Source organism: Bordetella genomosp. 10 (genome assembly GCF_002261225.1).
Lineage (GTDB): Bacteria > Pseudomonadota > Gammaproteobacteria > Burkholderiales > Burkholderiaceae_B > Bordetella_C.
Map to the genome: position 1 here is coordinate 14,463 of NZ_NEVM01000005.1, position 25,641 is coordinate 40,103.

Genomic DNA, 25,641 nt, shown 5'->3' on the forward strand with positions numbered 1-25,641 from the left:
GCGGCCAAATAGGCGCCAAGCGCCGAGGCCGGCCCCGCGCCGCCTCAGCCCGCCATTTCCACCATCGCGAAAAAGCGCAGCAGCGCCGGCGGCACCAGCCGCGCCGGCAGCTTGCGCTCCGGTCCCATCAGGTTCTGCAACAGGCGCCGCATCACCGCCGCATTGGGCGCGTGCGCCAATTGCCAGCACGCCGCGCCCAACTGGCCGGCCATCAGCGCCTGGCGCTGCAAGGCGTCGTCGCCCGTGCCCGCGCCGGCCAGGGGCTGCCAGGCGTGGACCATGTAGCGGAAGGCGGACTTGGCCTGCTCGTTGAGCACCAGCCAGCGGGCCACGGCGGCCGCGTCGGCCTGGGTCACGCCGATATTGGTCAGGCCGTACAGCACGGACACCACCTTGCCGGCCGGGTCGATCAGCTTGGCGCAGACCAGGCGCAGGGGCGCGCCGTCGGTTCCGCGCGCCGCCAGCGACACCTCGCCGCCCGCCGCCCACAACCGCAGCGCCACCGGCTTGTCGTCCTTCACCAGGGTCAGGCCCGGCATGTCGCCGGCCTGCCCCACCGGCACGTAGCCCAGGGTCTTGGCCACCGCCTGCAGGATGGTGGGCGTTTCCTCCTGCATGACGCGCAGGGCGCCGGTGCAGCGCGACAGCCAGGCATGGCCCTGCTCCGACAAGGAGGACCACAGGGCGGAAGTGCCGGCGTCGATGACGTGCACGACCGGCAGATGCGGCAAGGCGCCGCCCAGCCACTGCACGCGCGCGGCCAGCGCATCGGCGGGATTAACCGGGGCCTTGCCGGCGTCGGCGTAGGTGGTCACGGCGCCATGCTGCAACACCAGTTGATGCGCCGGCGCGGCCAGCGCGGCGCCGCGGTCGCTCATCAGCAATGCCGCGTGCAGTTGCCCGGACGGCAGGCCGTCTCCACGCAGGGGCGCCTTGCCGTGTATGGCCAGCAGGTGGCGCTGGCAGGTGGCGGAGAATTCGCCGCGCGTCATTTCCAGCGGCTTGCTCCACAGCGCCTCGGTGGGCGCGGGACGCGCGCCGCCGAATTCGCGCCAGCCCAGGCGCGCCTGGACGCAGGCCGGATCCGTGTTCATCCACGCCAGCGCCGCGTCCATTTCCTCTTCGTCGTCGGCGCGCTTGCCCATGGGCTGGGCCACCGCGGCCGCCAGCAACTGGCGGCGCCGCACCGCGTCGACCAGTTCGCCGCCGGCGGCTTCCCGCGAAGCCGACCACAATGCCGCCAGGTCGGATTCGCTGGGGGTGTAGAGGGCCGGCCGCTTCAGGCAGGCAAAGGCGCCGTCGATCAGCTCGGCCGCCGCCGGAATCTCCATGTGCTCGGGCACCCGCTGGCCGCGCGAGACGTAATGAATGGGCAGGCGATGGCGAATGGCGGTGTCGAGGGCGGCGGCGTAGTGCGAGGCCTCGTCCACCTTGGTGACGATGCAGCCGCGCAGCGGCTGGTTGCCGACGTTGCGATAGGCCTGCGCCACTTCGTCCAGCGTGTCGCCCTGGCTGGCGGCGTTGAGCACCAGCAGGCGCTGCACCGGCCGGCCGGCGCCATTGAGCATGGCGGCCTGCTCGGAGACATAGTGGTCGCGCTGGCTGATGCCGGTGGTGTCGATCAGGATGATCCTGCGATGCCCCAGCTCGGTCAGGGTGGCGCGCAGTTCGTCGCCGTCGCGCACCGAGCGGGTCGGCACGCCCAGCAGGCGGCCGTAGATCTGCAATTGCTCGTGCGCGCCGATACGGAAATTGTCGGTGGTCAGCATCGCCAACTGGTCGCGGCCGACGCGCGCCACGCAGCGCGCGGCCAGCTTGGCCAGCGTGGTGGTTTTGCCCACGCCGGTCGGACCGACCAGCGCGAACACGCCGCCGTCGCCCAGCAATTCGTCTTCGTCGCCCACCACCGGCAGGTGGGCCACCAGTTCGCTACGCGCCCAGGCCAGGGCTTGCGCCGCGGTGTACTGGCGCGGCAGGCGGTCCATCAGCGCCCGCACGAGCGCGGTGCTGAAACCGGCCTCCAGCAAGGTGCGGAACAGCGTGGCGACGACCGGCTCGGCGCGCAGGCCCTTGCTCCAGAGCAGGCCGTCGATGCGGTTTTCCAGGGTGCCGCGCAGGGTTTCCAGGGCCTGGCGCCACTCTTGCGCGGCGACCGGCGACTGCTCGGCGTCCGGCGACGGCGCGTCTTCCTCCACCACCGACAAGGCGCTGTCGGTCATGGCGCTGTAGGCGGCGCCGGCGCGCTGGCCGGGCGTCAGGGAGCGGGCGCTGTAAGGCTCCGGCGTTTCCAGCGACGGGGCCGGCGGGATCTCGGCCGGCGGCTCGTCGGCCGGCATATCGGCGATGTCGATATAGCGGGCCGCCATGCGGCCGCCATGCGACGCGGGCTGGGGCGCCGGCTGCGGTGCGGCGGCTTCGCGGAAGGCCGGCCGCGCACGGCTCCAGGCGTGTCCATCGTCCCGGCCGGGCGCGGCGAAGCCGTCCGGCTGGCGCGGCGCGTAGGCCGAAGGCGCGGAAGCGGACGCCGGCGCGGGCTGGGGCCGGGCCGCCGCCGGGAAACGGGCGTGGCCGTTGTCCTCCGCCGTGGCGGCGACTTCCTGCAAGGCGGTCTCGGGGCGGCGCAGGCGGCCGTGGTCGTCCAGCGCCGACGGATCGGTCGCCATGACTTCGATGCCGCCGTCGACGCCGCGGCTGGAAATGATCAAGGCGTCGGGCCCCAGGGCCTGACGGACCTGCCGCATCACTTCGCGGTTGGTCGGAGCAAAGAATCGCAGGATATTCAAGCCGGGCTCCCGCCTATCAGCGCGGTCACGCGCACAATGCGCTCATCGGGGATTTCAGTATTGGCCAGCACGCCGAGCTGCGGCAGATGGTGGCGCAGGAAGCGCGACAGCGACGGCCGCAGCAGCGGCGACACCACCAGCACCGGGGCGTTGCCCAGCGCTTCCTGGCGCTGCACGGCGGCCTGCGCCTCGCGCAGCACGTTTTCGGCCAGGCCGGGCTCCAGCACGCCGCTGGTCGAAATGGCCTGCGACAGCACGCGTTCGAGCTTGACGTCCAGCCCGATGACGCGGATCTCGCCGTCGCCCGGGAACCACTGCTGCGTAATGGCGCGGCCCAGGGCGCGGCGCGACAGCGCGATCAGCTCGCCCACGTCGGGCTGGCCGCCGGCCGTGGACGCCTGCGCCGACAGGCGCGGCGCATGCTCGGAAATCGTGTCGATGATGGAACGCATGTCGCGGATCGGCACTTCCTCGGCCAGCAGGCCCTGCAGGGTCTTCTGCAGGATGGTGAGCGAGAGCGTCTTGGGCACCAGGTCCTCGACCAGCTTGGGCGCTTCCTTGCCGATGCGGTCCAGCAACTGCTGCACTTCCTGGCGGCCCAGCAGCAGCGAGCCGTGGCGGTGCATCAGGTGGTTCAGGTGCGTGGCCACGACGGTGCTGGCGTCGACCACCGTGTAGCCGGCGATCTGGGCCTGGTCGCGCATCGAGGCCTCGATCCACACCGCCGGCAGGCCGAAGGCCGGATCCGTGGTGACCGTGCCCTTCAGCTTCACGGTGACGCCGCCCGGGTCGATGGCCAGCCACTGGCCGGGCATGGCGACGCCCCGGCCGACTTCCACGCCCGAGAGCTGGATGACGTAGTCGTTGGGCTTGAGCTCGAGATTGTCGCGGATGTGGACCACGGGCGGCAGGAAGCCGACGTCCTGCGCGAACTTCTTGCGCAGGCTGCGTATCCGGTGCAACAGCTCGCCGTTCTGCGCGTGGTCCACCAGCGGGATCAGGCGGTAGCCGACTTCCAGGCCCAACTGGTCCACCATGGACACGTCGTCCCAGGTCGCCTCGGCGGCGGCGGCCTTGGCCTGCGCCTGGCCGGGATTGGGCTTCTCCGCGGCGGCGGCCTTGGCGCGCATTTCCCGGCGCACCATCATGTAGCCGGAGCCGCCGAAGATGGCGGCCAGCGACAGGAAGGCGATGTGGGGCATGTTGGGAATCAGGCCCATGATGCCGATGATGACCGCCGTCAGGAACAGCACGCGGGGGTTGGAGAACAACTGCCCCATGATCTGCTGGCCGACGTCCTGGTCGTTGGCCACGCGCGACACCACCACGCCGGCCGCGGTCGAGATGACCAGCGCCGGGATCTGCGCGACCAGGCCGTCGCCGATGGTCAGCAGGGTGTAGACGCGGCCGGCCTCGCTGACCGACAGGTCATGCTGGGCGACGCCCACCAGCAGGCCGCCGATGACGTTGATCACCATGATCAGCAGGCCGGCCACGGCGTCGCCGCGCACGAACTTGCTGGCGCCGTCCATGGAGCCGTAGAAATCGGCTTCCTGCGACACCTCGGCGCGGCGCCGGCGCGCCTCGTCCTCGCGGATCAGGCCGGCGTTCAGGTCGGCGTCGATGGCCATCTGCTTGCCGGGCATGGCGTCCAGGGTGAAGCGCGCGCCCACCTCGGCGATACGTCCCGCGCCCTTGGTGATGACGATGAAGTTGATGATCGTCAGGATCACGAAGACGATGATGCCGATGGCGAAATTGCCGCCCACCAGGAAGTGGCCGAAGGCCTCGATCACCTTGCCGGCGGCGTCCGGCCCGGCGTGGCCGTTCATCAGGACGACGCGGGTCGAGGCGACGTTCAGCGACAGGCGCAGCAAGGTGGCGAACAGCAGCACCGAGGGGAAGGCGGCGAAGTCCAGCGGCTTGCGCGTGAACATGGCCACCAGCAGGATCATCACCGCCAGCGAGATGTTGAAGGTGAACAGCAGGTCCAGGATGAACGCCGGCAAGGGCAGGATCATCATGCCCAGCACGAGGACGATCAACAGCGGACCGGCCAGCAGGCGCGCCTGGGCGGCGCCGTTGGCCTTGAACATGGCGAGCAATTCGCTCATTTACTCAAACTCCTTCGGCCGCGGCTTGCGCCTGCGGGTCGAGCCGGGACGGCACCGGCAAATCGGTGGGCGGCATGGGCTGGACCCAGCCCGGCCGCCAGGCGCGCAACTGGAACACCCAGGCCAGCACTTCGGCCACGGCCGTGTACAGCGCTACCGGGATTTCCTTGCCCACTTCCACGTGTTTGTGCAATGCGCGCGCCAGCGGCGGGGCTTCCAGCAGGGGAACGCGGTGTTCCATGGCGATCTCGCGGATATGGGCGGCGATCAGGCCGGTTCCCTTGGCGACCACGCGCGGGGCGGACATGTCGCCTTCGCTGTACTTCAGCGCCACGGCGAAATGGGTGGGGTTGGTGACCACGACGTCGGCCTTGGGGACGTCGGCCATCATCCGCCGGCGCGCGGCCTGGCGCTGCTGCTGGCGGATGCGCGCCTTGAGCAGCGGGTCGCCCTCGCTTTCCTTGAATTCCTTCTTGACGTCCTCCTTGCTCATGCGCAGCTTCTTCAGGTGGCTGAAGATCTGCCACGGCACGTCGGCCAGGACGAGGAGGACCATGGACGCGATGATCAGCGCGCAGCAGGTGGCCACGATCCTGAGCATGCCGACCAGCCCCTCGATGGGCGTGGTGTGCATGAGGGCGATCATGTCGTCGTGGTGGCGCCAGATGGCGACGGCGCCCACGCCGCCGACGATGCCCGCCTTCAGGAGGGTCTTGCCGAGCTCGACCAGGGTGGTCCAGGAGAAGATGCGGCCGAAGCCCGTGATCGGGTTCAGCTTGTCGAGCTTGATCTCCAGGGGCTTGGTGGACCAGACCAGGCCGCCCAGGGCCAGTTGCGAGGCCACCGAAATCACGGCCACGACCAGGAAGAACGGAGCCAGCACCAGCATGGCCTCACCGACGCCGCGCACCGCCATGGCGATCATCACGTGGGTGTCGCGCGGAACGCGGGCGTCGAAAGCCAGGCCGTTGTGGACGACGCCCGCCAGGCCGCGGTACAGCAACGGCGCGCCCAGCCACAGGTAGGCGAGGCCGCCCACCAGCACCGTAAAGGTGCTGAGCTCGCGCGAACGCGGCACCTGCCCCTCCTCACGCGCCTTTTCGAGGCGCCTGGGAGAGGCGGCTTCGGTCTTCTCGAGGTCGCTTTCTTCTGCCATGCGGGGGGATGGGTCAAGCGGCCGTCATTCCAGGTCGTACGGCCGCTGGCAGGCATTGTAGAAAACGTCCGGCGGGTGCTAAGGGGGGATAAAACGGGGGAAAACGGCGTTATTTGCGGGGCGATGGCGTTTCCCCGCGCCGGATGGCAGCCAGGCCGGGCGGCCGGGCCGCCTCCCCTGCCCCGCGCGCGGGGCGGAGACGAGCTTGGAAACAGGCCCGGAAACAGGCCCGGAACAGGCCCGAATGGGCCCGGAAAGCCGCGCTCAGAAGCCCAGGCTGGCCAGGAGATCGTCCACCTGGTCCTGGCTGGTCACCACGTCGGGCTTGCCTTCGGGGTTGACCTGGGGACCGTTGAGCAGGGAATTGGCTTCATCCCGCTTCTCGGTGGGCACGCTGTCCAGCAGCACCTGCAGCAGCTCGCGCTCGATGGCGCCGACGACGTCCATCATGCGCATGATGACCTGGCCCGTCAGGTCCTGGAAATCCTGCGCCATCATGATTTCCATCAGCTTGGACTGCGTCACCTGCGTCTGCGCCGGCACGCTCTGCAGGAAAGCGCGGGTGTCCTTGACCAGTTCGCGCGCCTGCGGCAGCTCCAGGGGCTGGTCGAACCACTCGTTCCAACGCGAATCGAGCTGCTTGGCGTTGCGGGCGAGATCTTCCTGCACCGGCTGGGCCTGGTCGATGGCGTTGAGCACCCGGTTGGCGGCCTGCTCCGTCATCTGCGCGACGTAGCGCAGGCGGTCGCGCGCATCGGGAATGGCCTGGGCGGCATCCTTGATGGCCTGGTCCAGGCCCAGCTCGCGCATGCTGTCGCGCAGCATGCGCGTCAGCGAGGCGATGCGGTGGATCAGATCGGTGGGATCGCCGTTGGGGGTTTGGACCTGCGTGCTTTCCGTGCTTTCCATGGCAGTCTCAACCGGCGATTTTCTCGAAGATCTTGTTCAACTTCTCTTCCAGCGTGGCGGCCGTGAAGGGCTTGACCACGTAGCCGTTGGCGCCCGCCTGGGCCGCCGCGACGATGTTTTCCTTCTTCGCTTCCGCCGTCACCATCAGGACCGGCAGCTTGGCCAGGTTGGGATCGGCGCGGATCTGCTGCAACATGGACAGGCCGTCCAGGTTGGGCATGTTCCAGTCGGACACCACGAACTGGAAGCCGCCGTTGCGCAGCTTGTCCAGGGCGATGGCGCCATCCTCGGCCTCGTCCACGTTCTCGAAACCGAGCTCCTTCAGCAGATTGCGGACGATCCGACGCATCGTCGGGAAATCGTCCACAACCAGGATCTTCAAACTTTTGTCAACCATCATAGACTCCAAGAAATACTTTCGTCCCGGGCGGGAAGGCCCCGGGCGGGACCGCTCCGCGTCACACGCGGTGGCCGCGGTCGCCCACGTTGGCCAGGATACGTTCGCTCATTGCGTCCAGCGCAACCACTTCATCCGCCGCGCCGATGGCGATCGCCTCGCGCGGCATGCCGAACACCACGCAACTGGCCTCGTCCTGGGCCAGGGTGCGCGCGCCGGCGCGTTTCATTTCGAGCAGGCCGTGGGCGCCGTCCTTGCCCATGCCGGTCAGGATGACGCCGATGGCGTTGCGGCCCGCCGCCGCGGCGGCCGAATGAAACAATACGTCGACCGACGGCCGATGCCGGTTGACCGGCTCGGACGGATCGAGTTCGATCACGTAGTTCGCCCCGCTGCGGCCCAGGCGCATGTGCGTCTCGCCGCCTGGCGCCAGGTAGGCGTGCCCCGGCAGCACGCGCTCGCCGTGGGTGGCCTCGCGCACCGTCAGGCTGCACAAGGCATCGAGCCGCTGCGCGAAGGATCGCGTGAAGCCGGCCGGCATATGCTGCGTGATCAGGATGGCGGGGCTGTCCGCGGGCAGCGGCTGCAGGACGTACCGGATCGCCTCGGTGCCGCCCGTCGACGCGCCGATGATGACCAGTTTTTCCGAACTCGACAAGGGCGAGCGCAAGGCCCGCGGCGGCGGCGCGCTCGCGGGGGCGGCCGCCGGCAGGCGCGCGCGCGCGGCGGCGCGGATCTTGTCGGCGATCAGCTCGGTATATTCGAGCAGGCCGTCGCGGATGCCCAGCTTGGGCTTGGTGACGAAATCGATCGCGCCCAGCTCCAGGGCGCGCAAGGTGATTTCCGAACCGCGTTCGGTCAGCGACGACACCATCAGCACCGGCATGGGCCGCAGGCGCATCAGCTTTTCCAGGAAATCGAGGCCGTCCATGCGCGGCATTTCCACGTCCAGCGTCAGGACGTCGGGATTGTGCTTCTTGATCAGCTCGCGCGCGACCAGGGGATCCGGCGCCGTGGCGACCACGGTCATGTCCGGCTGGCTGTTGATGATCTCCGTCATCAGGCCACGCACCAGCGCCGAATCGTCCACGCACAATACGTTGATTTTCTTCTGCATCTTTTCTTATCGTTCCCGGCCTTTGCTACGGCCTGCCCAAACATTCATACACCGTCTGCCCGCGCAAACGGAATTCCCGGCTGATATAGGTAAAGTTCTCCGAATGGCCGGCGAACAACAGACCGCCCGGCTTGAGCAAAGGAACGAAGCGCTCCAGTATCCGCGCCTGGGTGGGCTTGTCGAAATAGATCATGACGTTGCGGCAGAAGATGGCGTCGAACTTCTCCTGGATCGGCCACGAGGGCGCGAGCAGGTTCAGCATGTCGAAGCGCACCATCCCGGCCACTTCGGGGCGCACGCGCACCTGCCCCGCCGCCGGCCCCTTGCCCTTGAGGAAGAAGCGGCGCAGCCGCGCCTCCTCGATCTTGGCCACGCGCTCATAGGGATAGACGGCGCTGCGCGCCTTCTGCAGCACATTGGTGTCGATATCGGTGGCGAACACGCTGGCGTTGGCCAGCGAACGGCCGCTCAGCGTCTCGGCCAGCGTGATGGCGATCGAGTACGGCTCCTCGCCGGTCGACGCCGCACAGCACCAGACCGAAACCGGGTCCTGCCGCGAAGCGACGAATTTCGAGAGGATGGGGAAATGGTGCGACTCGCGGAAGAACGCCGTCAGGTTGGTGGTCAGGGCGTTGACGAAGTCTTCCCATTCCGGGTCCGCCGCTTCCCGCTCCAGTTGGTCCAGGTAGCTGGCGAAGTCCACGCGTCCCAATACCCGCAGGCGGCGCGCCAGGCGGCTGTAGACCATCTCGCGCTTGTGCTCGCCCAGCGAAATCCCCGCCCGCTCGTGAATCATGCGACGCACGCGCGAGAAATCCGTATCGCGAAAATCGAATTGCCGTTCAACCTGGAAGGACGGCGCCGCCGCTATCGTCGTCACACCTGCCTCTTAAACCGCCGCTTCGGCCAGCAAGCCGGCGCCGCCCGGCAGCGCGGGCGCTTGCCTGCCGCCGAGCTGCTGTGCCGGCGCATCGATGACCTGGCCTTGATTGATCTTGAATACCGCCACGGCCTGGGCCAGGCGCTGCGCCTGCTCCTGCAACGAACCCGCCGCGGCCGCCGCCTGCTCCACCAGCGCCGCGTTCTGCTGCGTCACCTCGTCCATCTGCGAGACCGCGCGGTTGACCTGCTCGATGCCGCTGGACTGCTCGTCGGACGCCGCCGAGATCTCGCCCATGATGTCCGTCACGCGCTTGACCGACGCCACGATCTCCTGCATGGTCGCGCCGGCGCGCTCGACCTGCTCGGAGCCGGCGCCGACCTTGGACACCGAGTCCTCGATCAGGCCCTTGATTTCCTTGGCCGCCTGGGCGCTGCGCTGGGCCAGCGAACGCACTTCGCCCGCCACCACCGCGAAACCCTTGCCCTGCTCGCCCGCCCGGGCCGCTTCCACCGCCGCGTTCAGCGCCAGGATGTTGGTCTGGAAGGCGATGCCATCGATCACGCTGACGATTTCCGAAATCTTGCGCGAGCTGGCGGAAATGCCCTGCATCGTGCTGACCACTTCGCTCACGGCCGAACCGCCGCGCGCCGCCACGTCCGACGCGCTGGCCGCCAGTTGGTTGGCCTGGTGCGCATTGTCCGCGTTCTGCTTCACGGTCGAGGCCAGCTCTTCCATGGACGCCGCGGTCTGCTCCAGCGAGGCCGCCTGCTGCTCGGTGCGGCTGGACAGGTCGGTGTTGCCGGCGGAGATCTCGCGCGCGCCGACGTTGATTTCCTCCACCCCGCGGCGCACCGAGGCCACCGTGCGGGTGAGGCTTTCCTGCATGCGCCGCAGCGCCGCGTAAAGGCGGCCGATCTCGTTGTTCGAACGCGCCTCGATGGTCTCCGTCAGGTCGCCCGAGGCGATGCGGTCGAAGCGTTGCGCGGCCTCGTCCAGCGGGCGGATGACCCGGCGGCGCAGGAACAGATAGGTGGACAGCACCAGGAAGATCGCGATGACGCCGCCCGCGCCGACCGCCACCAGCCCCCACCGGTAGCGCTGCTCGGCCGCGTCGTAGGCTTCGCCGTTGGTGCGCGTGCGCCAGGACTCGAACTGCTCCAGCGCCAGGTTGAAGCGGTCTTCCATGACGTCCGACACCATCTGCGCGTGCAGGTGGTAGTTGGGCAGGTCGGCCTTGGCCAGGTCGTCGAACAAGGGCTTGACGCCGTCCTGCATCATCGCCAGGAAGGCGGCGTCGATTTCCTTGAATTCGCTCTCCAGGCCGGGCGGATGCGGCAAGCCCTGGTAATGCTTGAACGCCGCCATCGACTTGTCATAGGAAATGCGGGCGAAGTCCATCAGGCTCTTGGCGGGCGCCGCCAGGCCGGGCTGGGGGATGGCGGCGTCGCCGATGTGCTTGACCACCTCGCTCAGATGCACCGAGGCCGCGCGGCCCAGGCCGATCATGGCGTTCTTGTATTCGGCCACCGAGGCGTCCAGCGACGTCGCCAGTTGCTGGCTGCGCCGCATCGACTGCATCGTGCCGTTGCTGACGTACAGCGACGCGACGCCCAGCACCGCGCCGAGCACCAGCATCAGCGAGAAGAAGGCCAGCACGCCGAGCAGGCTGGCGCGGATCGACATATTGGCGAAGAAACGGCGCATCGCTAGATTCCCCCCGTCTTTCAGGATCGGCGTCCGTACGGTCCGTGCCGGCGCCGCTCAGGCGGCGGCTTTCTCTACCAGCGCCATTTCGTCGCTGGTCATCATTTTCTCGATATCCACCAGGATCAGCATGCGGTCCTCGATCGTGCCCAGCCCCGTCAGGTACTCGGTCGACAGCTTGGCGCCGAACTCGGGCGCCGGACGGATCTGGCCGGCGTTGAGCATCAGCACGTCGGACACGCCGTCGACCACGATGCCGACGACGCGGCGATCGAGGTTGAGGATGATGACCACGGTCTGCTCGTTGTACTCGACCTTGCCCAGGTTGAACTTGATGCGCAAGTCGACGATGGGCACGATGATGCCGCGCAGGTTCGTCACGCCCTTGATGAAGGGCGGCACGTTGGCGATGCGGGTCACCGTGGCGGCATCGTAGCCGCGGATTTCCTGCACCTTCAAGATATCGATGCCGTATTCTTCTTCGCCCAGCGTGAACACCAGGAATTCGCTGCCGACGTCTTCGACGCGGCTACCCTGCGATTGCGGTTTGGCTGCCATTGTTGTTTCTCCTTCAGGTCAGCATGGCTTCGGGTTGCGCCCACTTTTCGCGGTTGGCGCGCGCCAATGCAAACACGTCGATGATCAGGGCGACGCTGCCGTCGCCCAGGATGGTGGCGGCGGAAATGCCGGGCACCTTGCGGTAATTCGATTCCAGGTTCTTCACCACCACCTGATGCTGCCCGACCAGGTGGTCGACCAGCAGCGCGAAGCGGCGGTCCTCGGCCTGCATGATGACGGCGATGGCCTGCGTCGGGTCGGTCTGGGCATTGGCCACGCCGAACACGCGATGCATTTCCACCAGCGACAGGTACTCGCCGCGCACGTGCATGACGCGCTCGTTGCCGGTCACCGAATAGATCTGCTCGTTGTTCGGCTGCAGCGACTCGGTCACGTGGTTCAGCGGCAGGATGAAGGTTTCCTCGCCCACGCGCACCGACATGCCGTCCAGGATGGCCAGCGTCAGCGGCAGCACGATGCGGGTGGTGGTGCCCTGCCCCGGGACGGACGACAACTGCACGTGGCCGCCCATGTCCTGGATGTTGCGCCGGACGACGTCCATGCCGACGCCGCGGCCGGAGATGTCGGTGATCTGCTCGGCCGTCGAGAAGCCCGGCGCGAAGATGAGCTGCCAGATTTCGTCGTCGGTGGCGTTCTCGCTGACGGCGATGCCCTGCTGCGCCGCCTTCTTCAGGATGCGCTCGCGGTTCAGGCCGCCGCCGTCGTCGCTCACCTCGATGACGATGTTGCCGCCGCTGTGCTGCGCCGACAGCACCAGTTGGCCCACGGGGTCCTTGCCGGCCTCGATGCGCTTCTCCGGCGTCTCGATGCCGTGGTCCAGGCTGTTGCGCACCAGGTGGGTGAGCGGGTCGATGATGCGCTCGATCAGGCTCTTGTCCAGTTCGGTGGCGCGGCCGTAGGTCTGCAATTCGATCTGCTTGCCCATCTTGCCGGCGATGTCGCGCACCACGCGGGGGAAGCGGCTGAAAACGTAGTCCATCGGCATCATGCGGATGGACATCACGGCCTCCTGGAGGTCGCGCGCATTGCGTTCGAGCTGCTCCATGCCGTTGAGCAGGCGGTCGTGCAGCACCGGATCCAGCGTGGACGCCTGTTGCGCCAGCATGGCTTGCGTAATGACCAGCTCGCCCACCAGGTTGATGACCTGGTCGACCTTCTCGACGCCCACGCGGATCGAGGTCGACTCGCTGCCGCCGTGGTTCGCCTGGGCATTGGATGCCGCGGCCGCGCGGGCGGCGCGCGGGGCGCCGGCGTGTTCGCCGGCCGCGCCTGGCGCGGACTCGGCCGGGTGGGCGGAGGCGGCGGAGGCGGCCTGCGCCACGACGTGGGCGGCTTCCTGCGCCGCGGCTTGCGCGGCGGGCGCGGGGACAACCGCCGCGGGCGGCGCGGGTTCGGCCTGCGCCTGGGCGGCGAATTCCTCCGCGGCCTGGGCGAATTCCTCGACGGCCCGCGCGGGCGCGGCGCCCGGCGCGGCTTCATGCGTGATGGCGATCTGGTCGGCGTCGACGATGAAGCAGCAGACCGCCTCGATGTCGTCGGACGAGCAGGTGCTCTCCAGCCACACCGTCAGGCCGCCGCCCGCCTTGTCGCTGGCCAGCACCTGGCCCAGGTTGCCCATTTCTTCCAGGATGGAAGCGGCGTCCTTGTCCGAGATCTTGTTGATGCGCAGGCGCAGCGGCAGGTCGCCGGCCGGAGCCGGGGCGGCCACGGGCGCAGGAGCGGCGGCCGGAGCCGGGGCCACGGGCGCCGCCGGCGGGGTTACGGGCGCGGGCGCCTCGCCCTTGTGCTCCAGGGCCAGTTGGCGGAGCACTTGGCAAATACGTTCGTAGGCCGCCGCGTCCGGCTCCTCGGAGGCGCGATAGGCATCCAGTTGGCTCTTCAGCACGTCCTTCGTTTCCAGAAAAATATCGATCATGTCGGTGCGCAGCGCCATTTCGCCACGGCGTATCGCATCGAGCAGGTTTTCCAGCAGGTGGGTGGTCTCCGCCAGCGCCGTGAAGGTGCCGAAGGTCGCCGCGCCGCCCTTGATGGAGTGCGCCGCGCGGAAGATCGCGTTCAGTTGCTCGACGTCCGGCGAGCCGGCATCCAGTTCGAGCAGCAGTTGCTCCATCTGCGCCAGCAGTTCATCCGCTTCATCGAAGAAGGTCTCGTAAAACTGACTCAGGTCAAGACCCGTCATGGCCGCCCTTCCCTCTCAACTTGCCTGCTCGCCGGACACGTCCAGCAATTCGGTCGCCATTTCCACCAGCAGATCGGGATCGACCGGTTTCTGCAGCCAGCCGCACACGCCCAGGTCGCGCGCCGCCGTCTTGCTTTCCACGTCGTCCTCGGTGGTCAACACCAGCACCGGCACGTCCTCGTAGCGCTCGACCTCGCGCAGGCTGGAAATCAGGCCCAGGCCGCCCATCACGGGCATGTTCCAGTCGCTCACCACCAGGTCGACGGGCGTTTCCTGCGCCATCGCCAGCTCCAGCGCTTCCTTGCCATTGCCGGCCGCGACCACCTTCCAGCCGGCGCCGGTCAGCGTGGCCTGAACTATCATGCGCATCGTCGCGGAATCGTCCGCGACCAGAATCGTCGCCGTCATTTACTCAAAACCCCCTAGAGTCGGTTACTGTGCCGTCGGCGTGGACGCGGCGGGCGCGCCGGCCGCCGCGGGCGCCGGCGCGGTCGACGCCGGCTGCGGCGCGAGGCGTTCCTCGATCGCGCTGCCGATCTGGCGGCCGTCCTTGCCCGAGACGTCGGCGGCCGCGGAATTGTCGCGGTCGAACCGTTCCTGCGTCTCGCGGTTCAACACCACCAGACTGATACGACGGTTAACGGCAGCATATGGGTCATCCTTAACCAGGCTGTAGCTGGAAGACAGCCCCACCACCCGCGCCACCTTGTTTTCCGCCATGCCGCCGGCCACCAGTTCCTGGCGCGAGGCGTTGGCGCGATCGGCCGACAACTCCCAATTGCTGTAGGCGCGCTCGCCGCGGGCGTACTGGGTGGCGTCGGTGTGGCCGGAAATGCTGATCTTGAACGGAATGTCGTTGAGCACCGGGGCCAGCTCGTGCAGGATGTCGCGCATATAGGGCTGCGGCTCGGCGCGGCCGGTCGCGAACATCGGACGATTCTGGTTGTCGATGATCTGGATGCGCAGCCCCTCGGGCGTCATGTCGATCATCAGTTGCGGACGGAAATTCTTCAGCAGCGGGCTGGTGTCTATGGTCTTCTCGATGCGCGAGCGCACCTGCTCCAGGCGGCGCTGGTCGCGCCGCTCGGCATCGCCCTTGACCTGCGATTCCAGGCGGGTGCCATCGGCGCGGCGGATATCGCCGTCGCTGCGGACCGGGTCGGCGCCGCCGCCCGGGATGGCGCTGGTTTCGGCGGAATTGCTGGGACCGCCGGTCAGCGCCACGTGCAGCGGCATGCGGAAATACTCGGCGATGCCCTTGAGTTCCTCGCGCGGCACGACGCTGATCAGCCACATCACGAGAAAAAAGGCCATCATGGCCGTGACGAAGTCCGCGTACGCAATCTTCCAACTGCCGCCGTGATGCCCGCCCCCGGCGGACTTCTTGCGGCGGATGACGACCCGGTGATTATTGACGGTGGCCATCTACGTATCCCGGCCGCCTCAAGCCTTGCCGGCCGACGTCTTGGCCTGGCGCACGTGTTCCTCGAGTTCGGCGAAGGACGGCCGCACGCCCGAGTAGAGCACCTTGCGGCCGAATTCCACCGCCAGTTGCGGCGGGTAGCCGTTCATGCTGGCCAGCAGCGTGGTCTTGATGCACTCGAGGATCTTGATCGATTCGGCCGTCTGCTTCTCGACGCGCGAAGCCAGCGGCGCCACGAAACCGTAGGCCAGCAGAATCCCGAGGAAGGTGCCGACCATGGCCTTGGAAATCAGGTCGCCCAGCACGGCCGGCGGCTGGTCCACCGCCGCCAGCGCCTTGATCACGCCCAGCACGGCCGCCACGATGCCGAAGGCCGGCATGGCGTCGGCCACGGTCTGCAGGGAGTGCACGGGCACGTGGACTTCGTGGCTGAAGGTCTCGATTTCCTCGTCCATCAGCGTTTCGATCTCGAACGAACTCATGTTGCCGCTGATCATGATGCGCAGGTAATCCGTGATGAATTCCATCAACTTCGGATCCTTCATGATGCGCGGCGACTCCATGAAGATGGGGCTGGACGACGGGTCCTCGATATGCGATTCGATCGCCATCAGGCCTTCGCGGCGGGCCTTGTTCAGGATCACGTACATGAGCGACATCAGCTCCATGTACATGTCCTTGTTGTAGGGCGCGCCGCGCAGGGCAGCCGGAATCGCCTTCTTGGTCAGCTTGATCGACTTGGCGCTGTTGCCGGCGAGAAAGGACCCCACCGCGGCGCCGCCGATCAGGGTGAACTCGAACGGCTGGTAGAGCGCGCCCAGGTGTCCGCCCATGATGACGAAGCTTCCGACCACGGAAGCAATCACTACCAAGTAACCAATAACAATCAGCACATCAGGCCCCTGCCAAGCTTAGACGTAATATGAACGCCCATCATCCGCTGTTTCCCCTCACGCAAAAGCGTGGGTTACAGGGGAATTTCGGCGGCTTTTGAGGTTATTGGGCGGAAATCGTCACAGCCCGACGACGTCGGCGGCCACCCCCGCGCGACGTCCCGCACGCTCCTTGGCGGCCGCGCGGGTCTTGCCGGCGCGGGGAGGCGGACGGCAGATGGCGCAGACGAAATCGCCGCGCGGATCGTGCGCGTGGGCGATGAAATGTCCGCCGCACTGCCGGCATTCCGACAACTGCAGCATCTTGCCTTCGAAGAAACGCACCAGCATCCAGGCGCGGGTGAAGCTGAGGACAGGCTCGCCACCTTCGCCGTCGCGCACGCCGTTATGTTCCAGATACAGGCGGTAGGCATCGATGATGGCGCGGATGCCCTTGCTGCCGGTGTTCTCGTTGAGGAACTTGTAGACGTTGTAGAACAGGGAGGAATGGATGTTCGGCAGCCAGGTCATGAACCAGTCCACCGAGAACGGCAGCATCCCCTTCGGCGGCGAGCAGCCGCGGATCTCCCGGTACAGCCGCGCCAGGCGGTCGTGGCTGAGGTTGGTCTCGGACTCCAGGACTTGAAGCCGCGCGCCCAACCCGATCATGGCGCTGGCCAGCAGGATTTCGTCGGCTTCTTGAGATACGCTTTTGGTCGCCATGGGCCGTTACAAACCTGACATATGTAGAAGATAAGAAAAAGTAACCGGTCGTCGGCGCTTCAGGCCAACTGCTCGACCGGTTGCTTCGCCAGGAGAATCGTGGCGTGCGCCTGTTGCAGCGCGCCGCCCAGCACGTCGTGGGTCAAGGCCGACAGCAGGCTGTAGTCGTCGAAGCGGAAACGGCACAGCAGGGAGCTGGAGCTGGCCAGCTTGACCAGTTGCGCGGGCGAGAGGCGCAGCAGGATATCCGCGACCTGGTCGCTGAAGCCCAGGCGGAACATGGCCGAGGCATAGTCATCCCGCAACATGCGCTGAGCCAACAAGAGATAGGACAAATTGACTTCGCGGATGTCGGCGAGCAGAGAATTCTCAGTCTGTTTCATGGGTCTTCCGTTGATCACTTTCGAAGGGCTAAGGAGGCTGGCCGTGTGAACTGAGCAAACAAACGTTACATACGACACATACGATTCAACATCGAGGTTGCGAAATGTGTCCTTTGTTCGCAAACGTCAGAGAATTTACCACGGGTGCTGTCATTTTCTATGTCAAGTATGACAAAAATTGTTTGTTCGACAAATATCGCACTTCAAGGATATATATGGCAACAAAGAATTCCCTAGTTTGAGGCAATTCTGTAAATAAGCCTTCAAATGCTTGCGTCCTTGGGGGAATGGATCGGGACGGAATGCCGACAATTGCACGAAGAAGTGAAAAGTCCGCCCCCGGCGCTTTCGCGCGCTACGGGTTGTTCCCAGGTCGTAACAATGTGGCCTTGGGACAACAAGGGCGGGCGCTCCTGTTGCCCCAAGGTTTCGTAAGTCATAGCGCAATGCCTCAACCCGAAGACAGCCTGGCCGAATATGCACCGCTCGTACGCAAGCTTGCGTTGCAGTTGCTTGCCCGGTTGCCGGCCAGCGTCGAACTGGACGACCTGATCCAGTCCGGCATGATCGGCCTGCTCGATGCCGCCCGCCGCTACCAGGAAACCGCGGACGCGCAATTCGAGACCTATGCCACCACGCGCATCCGCGGCGCCATGCTCGACGAGCTGCGCAACCAGGATTGGCTGCCGCGCAGCGTGCGCAGCAAGGCCAAGCGCATCGAACAGGCGGTCGCGCACCTGGGCCAGCGCCTGATGCGCGCGCCCACCGAATCGGAAATCGCGGCCCAGCTCGACATGCCGCTGAACGAGTACCACGAGATGCTGTACGACGCGCAAGGCGTGCAGATCGTGCATTACGAGGATTTCGGCGCCGAGAACGGCGGCGAAGGCGGCGATTCCGACTGGAGCAACGGCGCCGCGGCCACCTCCTCCGGCGCCAATCCGCTGGACAGCCTGCTGGCGGGCGACTTCCGCCAGGTGCTGGTGGAAGCCATCGAATCCCTGCCCGAGCGCGAAAAGCTGCTGCTCTCCCTGTATTACGAGCAGGGACTGAACCTGAAGGAAATCGGCGCCATCATGGAAGTAACCGAAGCCCGCGTGTGCCAATTGCGCAGCCAGGCGACGGCGCGGCTGCGGGCGTACATGCATAGCCAGTCCTGGCGGGAGATGCCGGGGCACGGGTTGTTGGCGCAGGTGATGTAAGGACGGCCACGCAATGCCGCCGCAATACGGGCACGATAAAAAACTTAGCAAGAAAGGCCTAAAGATCCCAAGGTAGCCGCCGTTATCCAGGCAACGGAATGCTTCGTTGCGGTCAATCCGGGCGATCAACCGTGTCCTTAGCGGCAGCACAGCCGCCTAGTTTGAAGAAGCCTTTCTTTCTTTGGAGCTACTCATGGCCGTCATCAACACCAATTACCTGTCTCTGGTCGCCCAGAACAATTTGTCGAAGTCGCAATCCTCGCTGGGCACCGCCATCGAACGCCTGTCCTCGGGCTTGCGCATCAACAGCGCCAAGGACGACGCGGCCGGCCAGGCAATTGCCAACCGCTTCACCGCCAATGTGAACGGTCTGACCCAGGCGGCTCGCAATGCCAACGACGGCATCTCGATCGCTCAGACGACGGAAGGCGCTCTTTCCGAAGTCAACAACAACCTGCAGCGCATCCGCGAACTGGCCGTCCAAGCCGCCAACGGCACGAACTCCTCTTCGGACCTGAAGTCCATCCAGGATGAAATCAGCCAGCGCCTGGAAGAAATCGACCGCGTGTCCTCGCAGACCCAATTCAACGGCGTGAAGGTTCTTGCTCAAGACAACAGCCTCTCGATCCAGGTCGGCGCCAACGACAACCAGACCATTAACATCAACCTGCAGCAAATCGACAGCAGCACTCTGGGGCTGAGCGGCTTCTCGGTCGCGCAAAAGACTCTCAATGTCGGTGCGGCTGTTACCTCTTTCGGCGGATCGAGCACTGCTGCTCCCGCGACCATCGACGTCAGCGCCGCGGCGACGAAACTGGGTGTCGATGCTTCGACGCTGACTGTTCACAACGTACTCACCAGCGCCGGCGCAGCCACCAGCCAGTACGTCGTGCAATCGGGTGATGATTTCTACGCCGCGTCGATTTCCACCACGGGTGCAGTGACCCTGAACACGACCGACGTCGCCTACACGGATACCGACAATGGTGTGACCACGGCCGCCACGTTGTCGAGCCAATTGGTCCACGTCGGCGTCGACAGCGCTGGGGCGGCCACCGCGTACGTCGCGGTAAGCGGCACCAACTACACGACGGCAGCAACTGCCCTGTCGAACGCTGGCGCTTCGACCAACGTCGCAGCCTCGGCCACCATCGCCCTCAGCGGCGCTACGCCGACGGCGGCCTTCACCTCCGCGTCGACCGTTGACCCGCTGGCGAAGATCGACGCGGCTCTGGCCAAGGTGGATGGTTTCCGTAGCCAACTGGGTGCAATCCAGAACCGCTTCGATTCGGCCATTACCAACCTGAACAACACTATCAACAACCTGTCCGCAGCGCGTTCGGGGATCCAGGATGCGGATTACGCCACCGAAGTCTCCAACATGACCCGAGCCCAAATCCTGCAGCAAGCCGGCACCTCGGTGCTGGCACAAGCCAACCAAGTACCCCAGACGGTACTGTCGCTGCTGCGTTAATTTGAACCTCTGGCTTGGGGGCAGGCCATGGGTTGTATCTGCCCCCTCCTCCGTTGTTCAAGCGTGAAGCCCCTGCCAACTGTCAGGGGCTTCATTCATTTGCAGCCCCCCGCCTGCGGCTCCAATTTCAAAAAGAACATCTCCCGCCCGTCGCCTGCTGTCATCTACACCCTGTTACCTTGGGTATTCAGCGGGTCTGAGAGCGCAGCATAGACCCTTGACAGGTGAAATCAGGCCGATTTCCCTTCTTTTCCTGGCTCTTCACTTCATTGCTTCGGTTTACCATCGGTGTGCTATTGACCTCTTTTATCGGACCCGCACTGTTCGTAGAGGACCAAGCGGACCAAAGAAGCTGAAATGAAACCCATACGCATCGTCTGCGGAACTCGAGCCACCAAGCAGGAGTTCCTCAGCAATACAGCACTAGGCCGGTCCTTACGCCTTCATAAGATGGCGAATCCGATGGAAGTACAACTATTTGCCCAGAATACCAAGGGGCTCTCCTCTATCTACAATTCGGCGATCGACCGGGCGCGCGATCAACCTGCAATTCTTGTTTTTATCCATGACGACGTACAAATCCTGGATTTTTTCTTTTCGCAGAAACTGCGCACCGGACTCCAGCATTATGACGTTCTCGGAGTCGCTGGCAATATTCGCCGGTTGCCGCGACAGCCGGCGTGGGCTTTTGTAGACGATCGCTTCACTTGGGATGATGGTCGATATCTAAGCGGTACCGTCGGTCATATCAAGAACGGCGAACTCGGATTGGCGAAATTTGGAGAGGCGCCCGCTGCATGCCGCCTATTGGACGGATTGATATTGGCCGCCGATAGCGAACGTCTGCTGGATGCCGAGATCCGCTTCGACGAACGCTTCGCATTCCACTTCTATGACATGGCATTTTGCCGCGATGCTGAAGAAAAAGGCCTAACCATGGGCACATGGCCATTGAGTCTGACTCACGAGAGTGATGGGGCATACGGAACCGATGCGTGGCACGACGGTTATTGGCGTTATCTTCAAAAATATGGAAGCTGAGCTTACACCGATGAAGCAAACCCCCATACACCATGCGCACAATCCGGATCTTCTGGCCTTGATTCCTAAAGACGCAAAGCGGATCGTCGAGATCGGATGCAGTTCCGGCGCACTTGCCCGGGAATATAAAAAGACTAATCCCACTGTTTATTATACGGGTATCGAGATCGATCCCGCATACGCCGAGGTTGCAAGCACTTTTTGCGATCGTGTAATTGCCTTGGACATAGAGAATACGGATCCGGACTACCTACGCTCAGAATTAGGAGGCGATTGCTGGGTGTTTGGCGACGTCCTTGAGCATCTTCGAGATCCGTGGAAAGTACTTCAAAACATTCGATCGTCGTTATTGCCCGGCGCATCGCTAGTAGCTTGCATTCCAAACGCTCAACATTGGAGCCTGCAGGCACGATTGGCGGTTGGGGATTTTCGTTATGAAGATTCCGGTCTCCTGGATCGGACTCATTTGCGATGGTTTACCCGCCGCACCATGCTCGACCTCTTCAGAAAAACCGGCTTTGTAGTCAAGGATGCGAGAGCAAGGATTTTTGAAGAACCAGCCAGAGCTGCTTTTTTGCCCATCGTGCGCTCAATGGCGCTAGCGGCCGGCGGCGATGGTGAAGCGGCTATTCGAGATGCCACGCCATTGCAATATGTCTTCCGCGTCGCGGCGGAATGACGGCGGGACGCCACCAGAATGCCTTTCAACGTTTAGATTAAACGCTCAGATCCATGGAATTCGAAAAGAACCCGTCCATTTTGTCTATCGACGAACTCATTCAGGACGCCGACGACATCGGAGATCCTGCACGCGATCACGAATCAGCTCGCACTGCCGTCGATCTAAACGATGATTTTGGACTGCCCTTCGAACAGCAGCTATCGCATATTGGTCATATCAGCCAAAATGCAGGCAGCGTCAACGGTGCAGAAGGTAACCGCGGCAGTGAAGAGACGCCTTCAGAAGGCGTACATTTTTGGCTATCTCCCATCCAGTTGCGCGCCTCCGCTTATCTTTACGGCATTGAGACCGTGGCGCTGGAAAATGCCAAGGTTCTCGAAATCGGCTGCGGATCTGGTAGTAATATTCTCCCTTTTGCCGCAGCGTATCCAAAAGCGAACGTCGTGGGACTGGATCTGGATACCGACGCGCTGACGGAAGCCAGCGACGTGGCTGCGGGCATGGGGTTGCATAACGTTCAATTCCTGGCTGCAGACCTAGAATCGCTGAAGCCAGACTTTGGACAATTCGATTACATCATTGCACATAATGTCTTCGGACGATCGCGGGCCGAGACAACTGGCGCCCTGCTTCGCGTATGCCGGGAAAACCTTTCCCCTAAAGGTATCGCCTTTATCAGTTACAACGCTTATCCGGGATGGAAAGCAGCCGAAATTGTCCGTGACGGTATCATGCTGCATACCAGGTCGGCTGAGACCGACCACGAGTTGGTGGAGGGAGCACGCGCTGCAATCCGGCTTCTATTCAAGGAGGCTATAACGGACCGGCCGATCTCCGCCGCCGTGAAGTCCATGGCCGACACGGCAGAACGCCTGCCCGAAGCCGACCTTATCGCCGACTATCTGGTCAGCCCGAAATCCGGTTGGTATCTCCTTGAATTTGCCGAAGCAGCGGGCTCTGCCGGATTGGCATATGTTGGAGATACGCGGCCGGAACACGAGATCGCGGCTGCCTATGGTCATGCGTTGTCGCTGAATCACAGTCTCGCCGCCATGGGACAACCCAAATTGGTGCGGCAACAATACCTGGACTTCATGGTTGGGCGGGAATCGCGCGGCAGCTTGCTCGTGGACGAGCGCCGCGCTGGCGAGATTCTGCCTACGCCCGATCTCACTCGTCTCCAGCATCTCCGTGTAGCGGGTCGATTTTCACGTTTGCCGGCGAGCGCCGGGCTTGCCCCCGGGACAGTCAGCTACCTCGCCGACATCGGGCAGAGGCGACACATGGACACCGATGACGATGCGGTAATCGCAGTCATCGAAGTTCTAAATAACGCATGGCCGATGACTGTCGACTTTGAAACGCTGGTCTCTCACCCTGCAACCTCTTGCTATGCGCTGAGTGCAGATGAAAGACGAGCCAGTGTATTTAATGCCCTGACGAAACTCTTCAAGCAAGGCATGCTGCGGTATTGCCTCGGTACAGGTCCTTACGATCATGTACAAACGGCTGGTTTCCGCCTGATACCAGGTTTCAAGGAGGAGCTGGCAAAAATTGATGGAGACAAACCGATTACGGTTTCCTATTTCAATTTATGGCATCAGACTGCGTCCATCATGGTCAGCGGCACTGATCGTGCCTTACTTTCCCTACTGGATGAAACCACCACTATCGATTCGCTGTTCCAGGCAGCGAAAGAAATTTCGGATTCAAAGTTTCCTCCTGGGCGCTCTCCTCTCGCCCCTAGTTCTGATCTGGCCACTTGCAACAGCACGGTTGGTCTCATGGATAGGCTCCGCCGAAGCGGTGTGGTTCAAGGAACGGCACGAGACTGGCGGTGTTATTTTTCCTCGGCGCTTTCGATCGTCGGCGAAAAGACTGCCGCGTGGTTGCAATACGTGGGCCCACTGACTTTCTATGCAGACAGGGCGGCCAAGTCGCAGGGGGCAGCCGGCCGGAGCAACATAAACAGACCTGCTACCCCGCATACACCGAAAGAGGTGCAGCGACAGTTGGCTGCATTCCAGCGTAGTTTTGACTCTGACGATTTCGAAGAGGCGATAGCTCGTGGACGGCTGATTACAGAGAAGTTTCCAGGGGTTGCGCTTGGCTGGCTATACCTGGGAACAGGTTTCTTACGCCAGGGCGCCTTTGACGAGGCCTTCAAGGCACTGCGTCATGCGCTAGCCATGGAACCGCTGGATGCCAAGACACACGCGACGATAGGCCTCGCGCTGCAACGAAGCGGGGATACGACAAACGCGGAGATATGCCTTCGGCGGACCATTACGCTGGCGCCGAAAAACCATATCGGCCACTCGTATTTGGGAAGTTTGCTGTGGTCTGCTCGTCGGATGCGGGAAGCCGAGGCATGCTTCACCAGAGCCGCAGAGTTGGCTCCGGAAGTCGCGGAGAACTTGAACAATCTCGCGCTCGCGCTGATGGGACGAGGGGAGTTGGAAAAAGCGATCGACACATACCGTCGATCACTGGCGAGAGGTCCGGACCTGCAATCAGTAAACAGCAACTTCCTTTTCCTCTTGTCGCATTACGAAAATATAACGCCGGAGGCTTTATTCGAGGAACATTGCCGCCATGGAAACAAACTCGTCCAAAGAATAAACGAAAAAGCCGCCGATCTGCCGCCATACAGTGGTAGCCTGGAGCCATCTCGACGATTAAGAATAGGATTCGTTTCCAGTGATCTCTATAATCACGCGGTGGCTTATTTTCTAGAGCCAGTTTGGGGATCACTGGATAGGAATGCTTTCGAAATATATGCGTATCACACCGATACCATCGAGGACGCGACTACGGTGAGATTGCGGCAATTCGCCAGTAAGTGGTGCAATGCGGCATCACTTACCGACATCCACCTTGCTCGAGAGATCCGAAGGGACAGAATCGATATTCTGTTCGATTTGGCAGGCCATTCCGGTATGTCTCGTATGCCGGTTTTCGCCATGAAACCAGCCCCGATCATGGTCAACTGGATCGGCCATCCATCAACGACTGGGCTGCCAAATATGGACTATCACATTCTTGATAGGCATGTCGCGCAACCTGGTGAATTAGATGATCAATTCTCCGAGAAATTGGTGCATCTAAAGGCTGCGCTGCCATTCGCATTGGGTGCTAACTCCCCTGGCATTCAACCGTTGCCTGCCATCAAGAATGGATATCTCACCTTCGGCACATTCAATCGAGCCACTAAGATAGGCCCAAAATCCTTGGAGCTTTGGGCGCGGGTGATGCAAGCGCTGCCGGATGCCAAGTTACTGGTGGGTGCACTACCCGGGGGAGACGCTCAAAGACAGCTTATCGACAGGATCGTCGCCCAAGGAATCAGCGAAGACCGATTACTGCTGCGCCCTCGCGTGCCTATGGGGCAATATCTCAATTTCCATGCCGACGTGGACATTCTGCTTGACACTATCCCCTTTACCGGGCTGACGGTGACTTGCAATGCCATGTGGATGGGAGTGCCCACGCTTACATTGCGAGGACAGACTCGCGCCGGCCGCCAATCCGCAGGAGTCATGAGTCATCTCGGTTTGCCTGAATTCGTAGCCGACAACGAAGATGACTTGATCAAGAAGGCTGTATTTTGGCGTTCACGGCTGGAGCAATTAGCATCGATCCGGCGAAGCATGCGGGAGCGATTGGAACAGTCATCGATGCGCCCTGACGGGCGCCCCGTAGCCCGATCTCTGGAGGCTGCCATGAGAGTAATGTGGCATCGTTATTGCAATGGCCTTGGGCCGGAGGCATTTGTTTCCCCTGAATGAACCCCACACGACAGCCCCACGGCTACCGTTGTCAGGTGTCAAGTTTCAGGGGGGCGATGCAGACGCCATCGATTTTCGATATTGCCGAAATTATGGCGGCTGTCGCAAGTGGAGCAACCGCTACGCCTGCGGCGGTCGCACATTCGCTGCAGTCCGCGGCAAGTTGACGGGCGTCGTGTTACCGGCGGATAGCAGCCTGCCGCATGCTTGCTCCGCCGAACCGCGCCCTCAT

At 63.7% G+C, this 25,641-nt stretch carries 20 protein-coding genes; 5 read left to right on the forward strand and 15 right to left on the reverse strand.

Going from position 1 to position 25,641, the window contains the following annotated elements; genetic code table 11:
- Window positions 1–44 precede the first annotated feature (44 nt).
- The 15 genes from flhF to flhD all read right to left on the reverse strand — a co-directional run bounded on the left by flhF (window position 45) and on the right by flhD (window position 17,222).
- Window positions 45–2,783, reverse strand: a complete 2,739-nt coding sequence (gene flhF, locus CAL29_RS16410; RefSeq protein ID WP_094854167.1) for a flagellar biosynthesis protein FlhF — start codon at window positions 2,781–2,783, stop codon at window positions 45–47.
- Window positions 2,780–4,897 carry a flagellar biosynthesis protein FlhA gene (gene flhA / locus CAL29_RS16415; protein ID WP_094854168.1) on the reverse strand — a complete coding sequence of 706 codons (2,118 nt, stop codon included), beginning with the start codon at window positions 4,895–4,897 and terminating at the stop codon, window positions 2,780–2,782. The genes flhF and flhA overlap by 4 nt, the downstream gene beginning before the upstream one ends.
- A gap of 4 nt (window positions 4,898–4,901) precedes the next feature.
- A complete protein-coding gene (gene flhB, locus CAL29_RS16420) occupies window positions 4,902–6,053 on the reverse strand; it encodes a flagellar biosynthesis protein FlhB (protein ID WP_094854169.1) in 1,152 nt (383 codons plus the stop codon).
- A gap of 264 nt (window positions 6,054–6,317) precedes the next feature.
- Window positions 6,318–6,962, reverse strand: a complete 645-nt coding sequence (gene cheZ, locus CAL29_RS16425) for a protein phosphatase CheZ (RefSeq protein WP_094854170.1) — start codon at window positions 6,960–6,962, stop codon at window positions 6,318–6,320.
- 7 nt (window positions 6,963–6,969) lie between these two features.
- Complete coding sequence (gene cheY / locus CAL29_RS16430; protein ID WP_094856694.1) at window positions 6,970–7,359, reverse strand: chemotaxis response regulator CheY; 390 nt, start codon at window positions 7,357–7,359, stop codon at window positions 6,970–6,972.
- A gap of 61 nt (window positions 7,360–7,420) precedes the next feature.
- Window positions 7,421–8,476 carry a protein-glutamate methylesterase/protein-glutamine glutaminase gene (locus tag CAL29_RS16435; protein WP_094854171.1) on the reverse strand — a complete coding sequence of 352 codons (1,056 nt, stop codon included), beginning with the start codon at window positions 8,474–8,476 and terminating at the stop codon, window positions 7,421–7,423.
- A gap of 25 nt (window positions 8,477–8,501) precedes the next feature.
- On the reverse strand, window positions 8,502–9,356 hold the full coding sequence (locus CAL29_RS16440) for a CheR family methyltransferase (protein ID WP_094854172.1): 855 nt from the start codon (window positions 9,354–9,356) through the stop codon (window positions 8,502–8,504).
- Window positions 9,357–9,365: 9 nt separating this feature from the next.
- Window positions 9,366–11,063 carry a methyl-accepting chemotaxis protein gene (locus CAL29_RS16445; RefSeq protein ID WP_094854173.1) on the reverse strand — a complete coding sequence of 566 codons (1,698 nt, stop codon included), beginning with the start codon at window positions 11,061–11,063 and terminating at the stop codon, window positions 9,366–9,368.
- 57 nt (window positions 11,064–11,120) lie between these two features.
- Entirely contained in the window at window positions 11,121–11,621 is a 501-nt protein-coding gene (gene cheW, locus CAL29_RS16450) for a chemotaxis protein CheW (protein ID WP_094854174.1), read from the reverse strand.
- Window positions 11,622–11,634: 13 nt separating this feature from the next.
- Window positions 11,635–13,821: a chemotaxis protein CheA gene (cheA, locus tag CAL29_RS16455; RefSeq protein WP_094854175.1), complete on the reverse strand. Its 2,187-nt coding sequence runs from the start codon at window positions 13,819–13,821 to the stop codon at window positions 11,635–11,637.
- A gap of 15 nt (window positions 13,822–13,836) precedes the next feature.
- Window positions 13,837–14,229 carry a response regulator gene (locus tag CAL29_RS16460; RefSeq protein ID WP_094854176.1) on the reverse strand — a complete coding sequence of 131 codons (393 nt, stop codon included), beginning with the start codon at window positions 14,227–14,229 and terminating at the stop codon, window positions 13,837–13,839.
- Window positions 14,230–14,253: 24 nt separating this feature from the next.
- The gene (motB, locus tag CAL29_RS16465; protein WP_094854177.1) at window positions 14,254–15,246 is read right to left on the reverse strand and encodes a flagellar motor protein MotB; all 993 of its coding nucleotides are present in this window, start codon (window positions 15,244–15,246) and stop codon (window positions 14,254–14,256) included.
- Between the two features lie 18 nt (window positions 15,247–15,264).
- Window positions 15,265–16,137 carry a flagellar motor stator protein MotA gene (gene motA / locus CAL29_RS16470; protein WP_094854178.1) on the reverse strand — a complete coding sequence of 291 codons (873 nt, stop codon included), beginning with the start codon at window positions 16,135–16,137 and terminating at the stop codon, window positions 15,265–15,267.
- A gap of 120 nt (window positions 16,138–16,257) precedes the next feature.
- Entirely contained in the window at window positions 16,258–16,839 is a 582-nt protein-coding gene (gene flhC / locus CAL29_RS16475) for a flagellar transcriptional regulator FlhC (protein ID WP_094854179.1), read from the reverse strand.
- Window positions 16,840–16,898: 59 nt separating this feature from the next.
- The gene (gene flhD, locus CAL29_RS16480; protein WP_094854180.1) at window positions 16,899–17,222 is read right to left on the reverse strand and encodes a flagellar transcriptional regulator FlhD; all 324 of its coding nucleotides are present in this window, start codon (window positions 17,220–17,222) and stop codon (window positions 16,899–16,901) included.
- A gap of 446 nt (window positions 17,223–17,668) precedes the next feature.
- On the opposite strand from flhD, the gene CAL29_RS16485 reads away from it, so the two are divergent.
- The 5 genes from CAL29_RS16485 to CAL29_RS16505 all read left to right on the forward strand — a co-directional run bounded on the left by CAL29_RS16485 (window position 17,669) and on the right by CAL29_RS16505 (window position 25,409).
- On the forward strand, window positions 17,669–18,424 hold the full coding sequence (locus CAL29_RS16485) for an RNA polymerase sigma factor FliA (RefSeq protein ID WP_094854181.1): 756 nt from the start codon (window positions 17,669–17,671) through the stop codon (window positions 18,422–18,424).
- A 193-nt stretch (window positions 18,425–18,617) separates the two neighbouring features.
- On the forward strand, window positions 18,618–19,898 hold the full coding sequence (locus CAL29_RS16490) for a FliC/FljB family flagellin (RefSeq protein WP_094854182.1): 1,281 nt from the start codon (window positions 18,618–18,620) through the stop codon (window positions 19,896–19,898).
- Window positions 19,899–20,360: 462 nt separating this feature from the next.
- Window positions 20,361–20,939, forward strand: a complete 579-nt coding sequence (locus tag CAL29_RS16495; RefSeq protein WP_256977523.1) for a glycosyltransferase family protein — start codon at window positions 20,361–20,363, stop codon at window positions 20,937–20,939.
- Window positions 20,872–21,618: a class I SAM-dependent methyltransferase gene (locus CAL29_RS16500; RefSeq protein WP_094854184.1), complete on the forward strand. Its 747-nt coding sequence runs from the start codon at window positions 20,872–20,874 to the stop codon at window positions 21,616–21,618. The genes CAL29_RS16495 and CAL29_RS16500 overlap by 68 nt, the downstream gene beginning before the upstream one ends.
- Before the next feature lie 53 nt (window positions 21,619–21,671).
- Window positions 21,672–25,409 (forward strand): O-linked N-acetylglucosamine transferase family protein, encoded by a 3,738-nt coding sequence (locus tag CAL29_RS16505; RefSeq protein WP_094854185.1) that lies wholly within the window; start codon window positions 21,672–21,674, stop codon window positions 25,407–25,409.
- Window positions 25,410–25,641: the final 232 nt, after the last annotated feature.

What these genes read in the sequence shown, in the direction of transcription:
- flhA (WP_094854168.1), bottom strand. Translation starts at nt 4,897, where the DNA reads ATGAGCGAATTGCTCGCCATGTTCAAGGCCAACGGCGCCGCCCAGGCG.
- flhB (WP_094854169.1), bottom strand. Translation starts at nt 6,053, where the DNA reads ATGGCAGAAGAAAGCGACCTCGAGAAGACCGAAGCCGCCTCTCCCAGG.
- cheZ (WP_094854170.1), bottom strand. Translation starts at nt 6,962, where the DNA reads ATGGAAAGCACGGAAAGCACGCAGGTCCAAACCCCCAACGGCGATCCC.
- cheY (WP_094856694.1), bottom strand. Translation starts at nt 7,359, where the DNA reads ATGGTTGACAAAAGTTTGAAGATCCTGGTTGTGGACGATTTCCCGACG.
- CAL29_RS16435 (WP_094854171.1), bottom strand. Translation starts at nt 8,476, where the DNA reads ATGCAGAAGAAAATCAACGTATTGTGCGTGGACGATTCGGCGCTGGTG.
- CAL29_RS16445 (WP_094854173.1), bottom strand. Translation starts at nt 11,063, where the DNA reads ATGCGCCGTTTCTTCGCCAATATGTCGATCCGCGCCAGCCTGCTCGGC.
- cheW (WP_094854174.1), bottom strand. Translation starts at nt 11,621, where the DNA reads ATGGCAGCCAAACCGCAATCGCAGGGTAGCCGCGTCGAAGACGTCGGC.
- cheA (WP_094854175.1), bottom strand. Translation starts at nt 13,821, where the DNA reads ATGACGGGTCTTGACCTGAGTCAGTTTTACGAGACCTTCTTCGATGAA.
- CAL29_RS16460 (WP_094854176.1), bottom strand. Translation starts at nt 14,229, where the DNA reads ATGACGGCGACGATTCTGGTCGCGGACGATTCCGCGACGATGCGCATG.
- motB (WP_094854177.1), bottom strand. Translation starts at nt 15,246, where the DNA reads ATGGCCACCGTCAATAATCACCGGGTCGTCATCCGCCGCAAGAAGTCC.
- flhC (WP_094854179.1), bottom strand. Translation starts at nt 16,839, where the DNA reads ATGGCGACCAAAAGCGTATCTCAAGAAGCCGACGAAATCCTGCTGGCC.
- flhD (WP_094854180.1), bottom strand. Translation starts at nt 17,222, where the DNA reads ATGAAACAGACTGAGAATTCTCTGCTCGCCGACATCCGCGAAGTCAAT.
- CAL29_RS16485 (WP_094854181.1), top strand. Translation starts at nt 17,669, where the DNA reads ATGCCTCAACCCGAAGACAGCCTGGCCGAATATGCACCGCTCGTACGC.
- CAL29_RS16490 (WP_094854182.1), top strand. Translation starts at nt 18,618, where the DNA reads ATGGCCGTCATCAACACCAATTACCTGTCTCTGGTCGCCCAGAACAAT.
- CAL29_RS16495 (WP_256977523.1), top strand. Translation starts at nt 20,361, where the DNA reads ATGGAAGTACAACTATTTGCCCAGAATACCAAGGGGCTCTCCTCTATC.
- CAL29_RS16500 (WP_094854184.1), top strand. Translation starts at nt 20,872, where the DNA reads ATGGGGCATACGGAACCGATGCGTGGCACGACGGTTATTGGCGTTATC.
- CAL29_RS16505 (WP_094854185.1), top strand. Translation starts at nt 21,672, where the DNA reads ATGGAATTCGAAAAGAACCCGTCCATTTTGTCTATCGACGAACTCATT.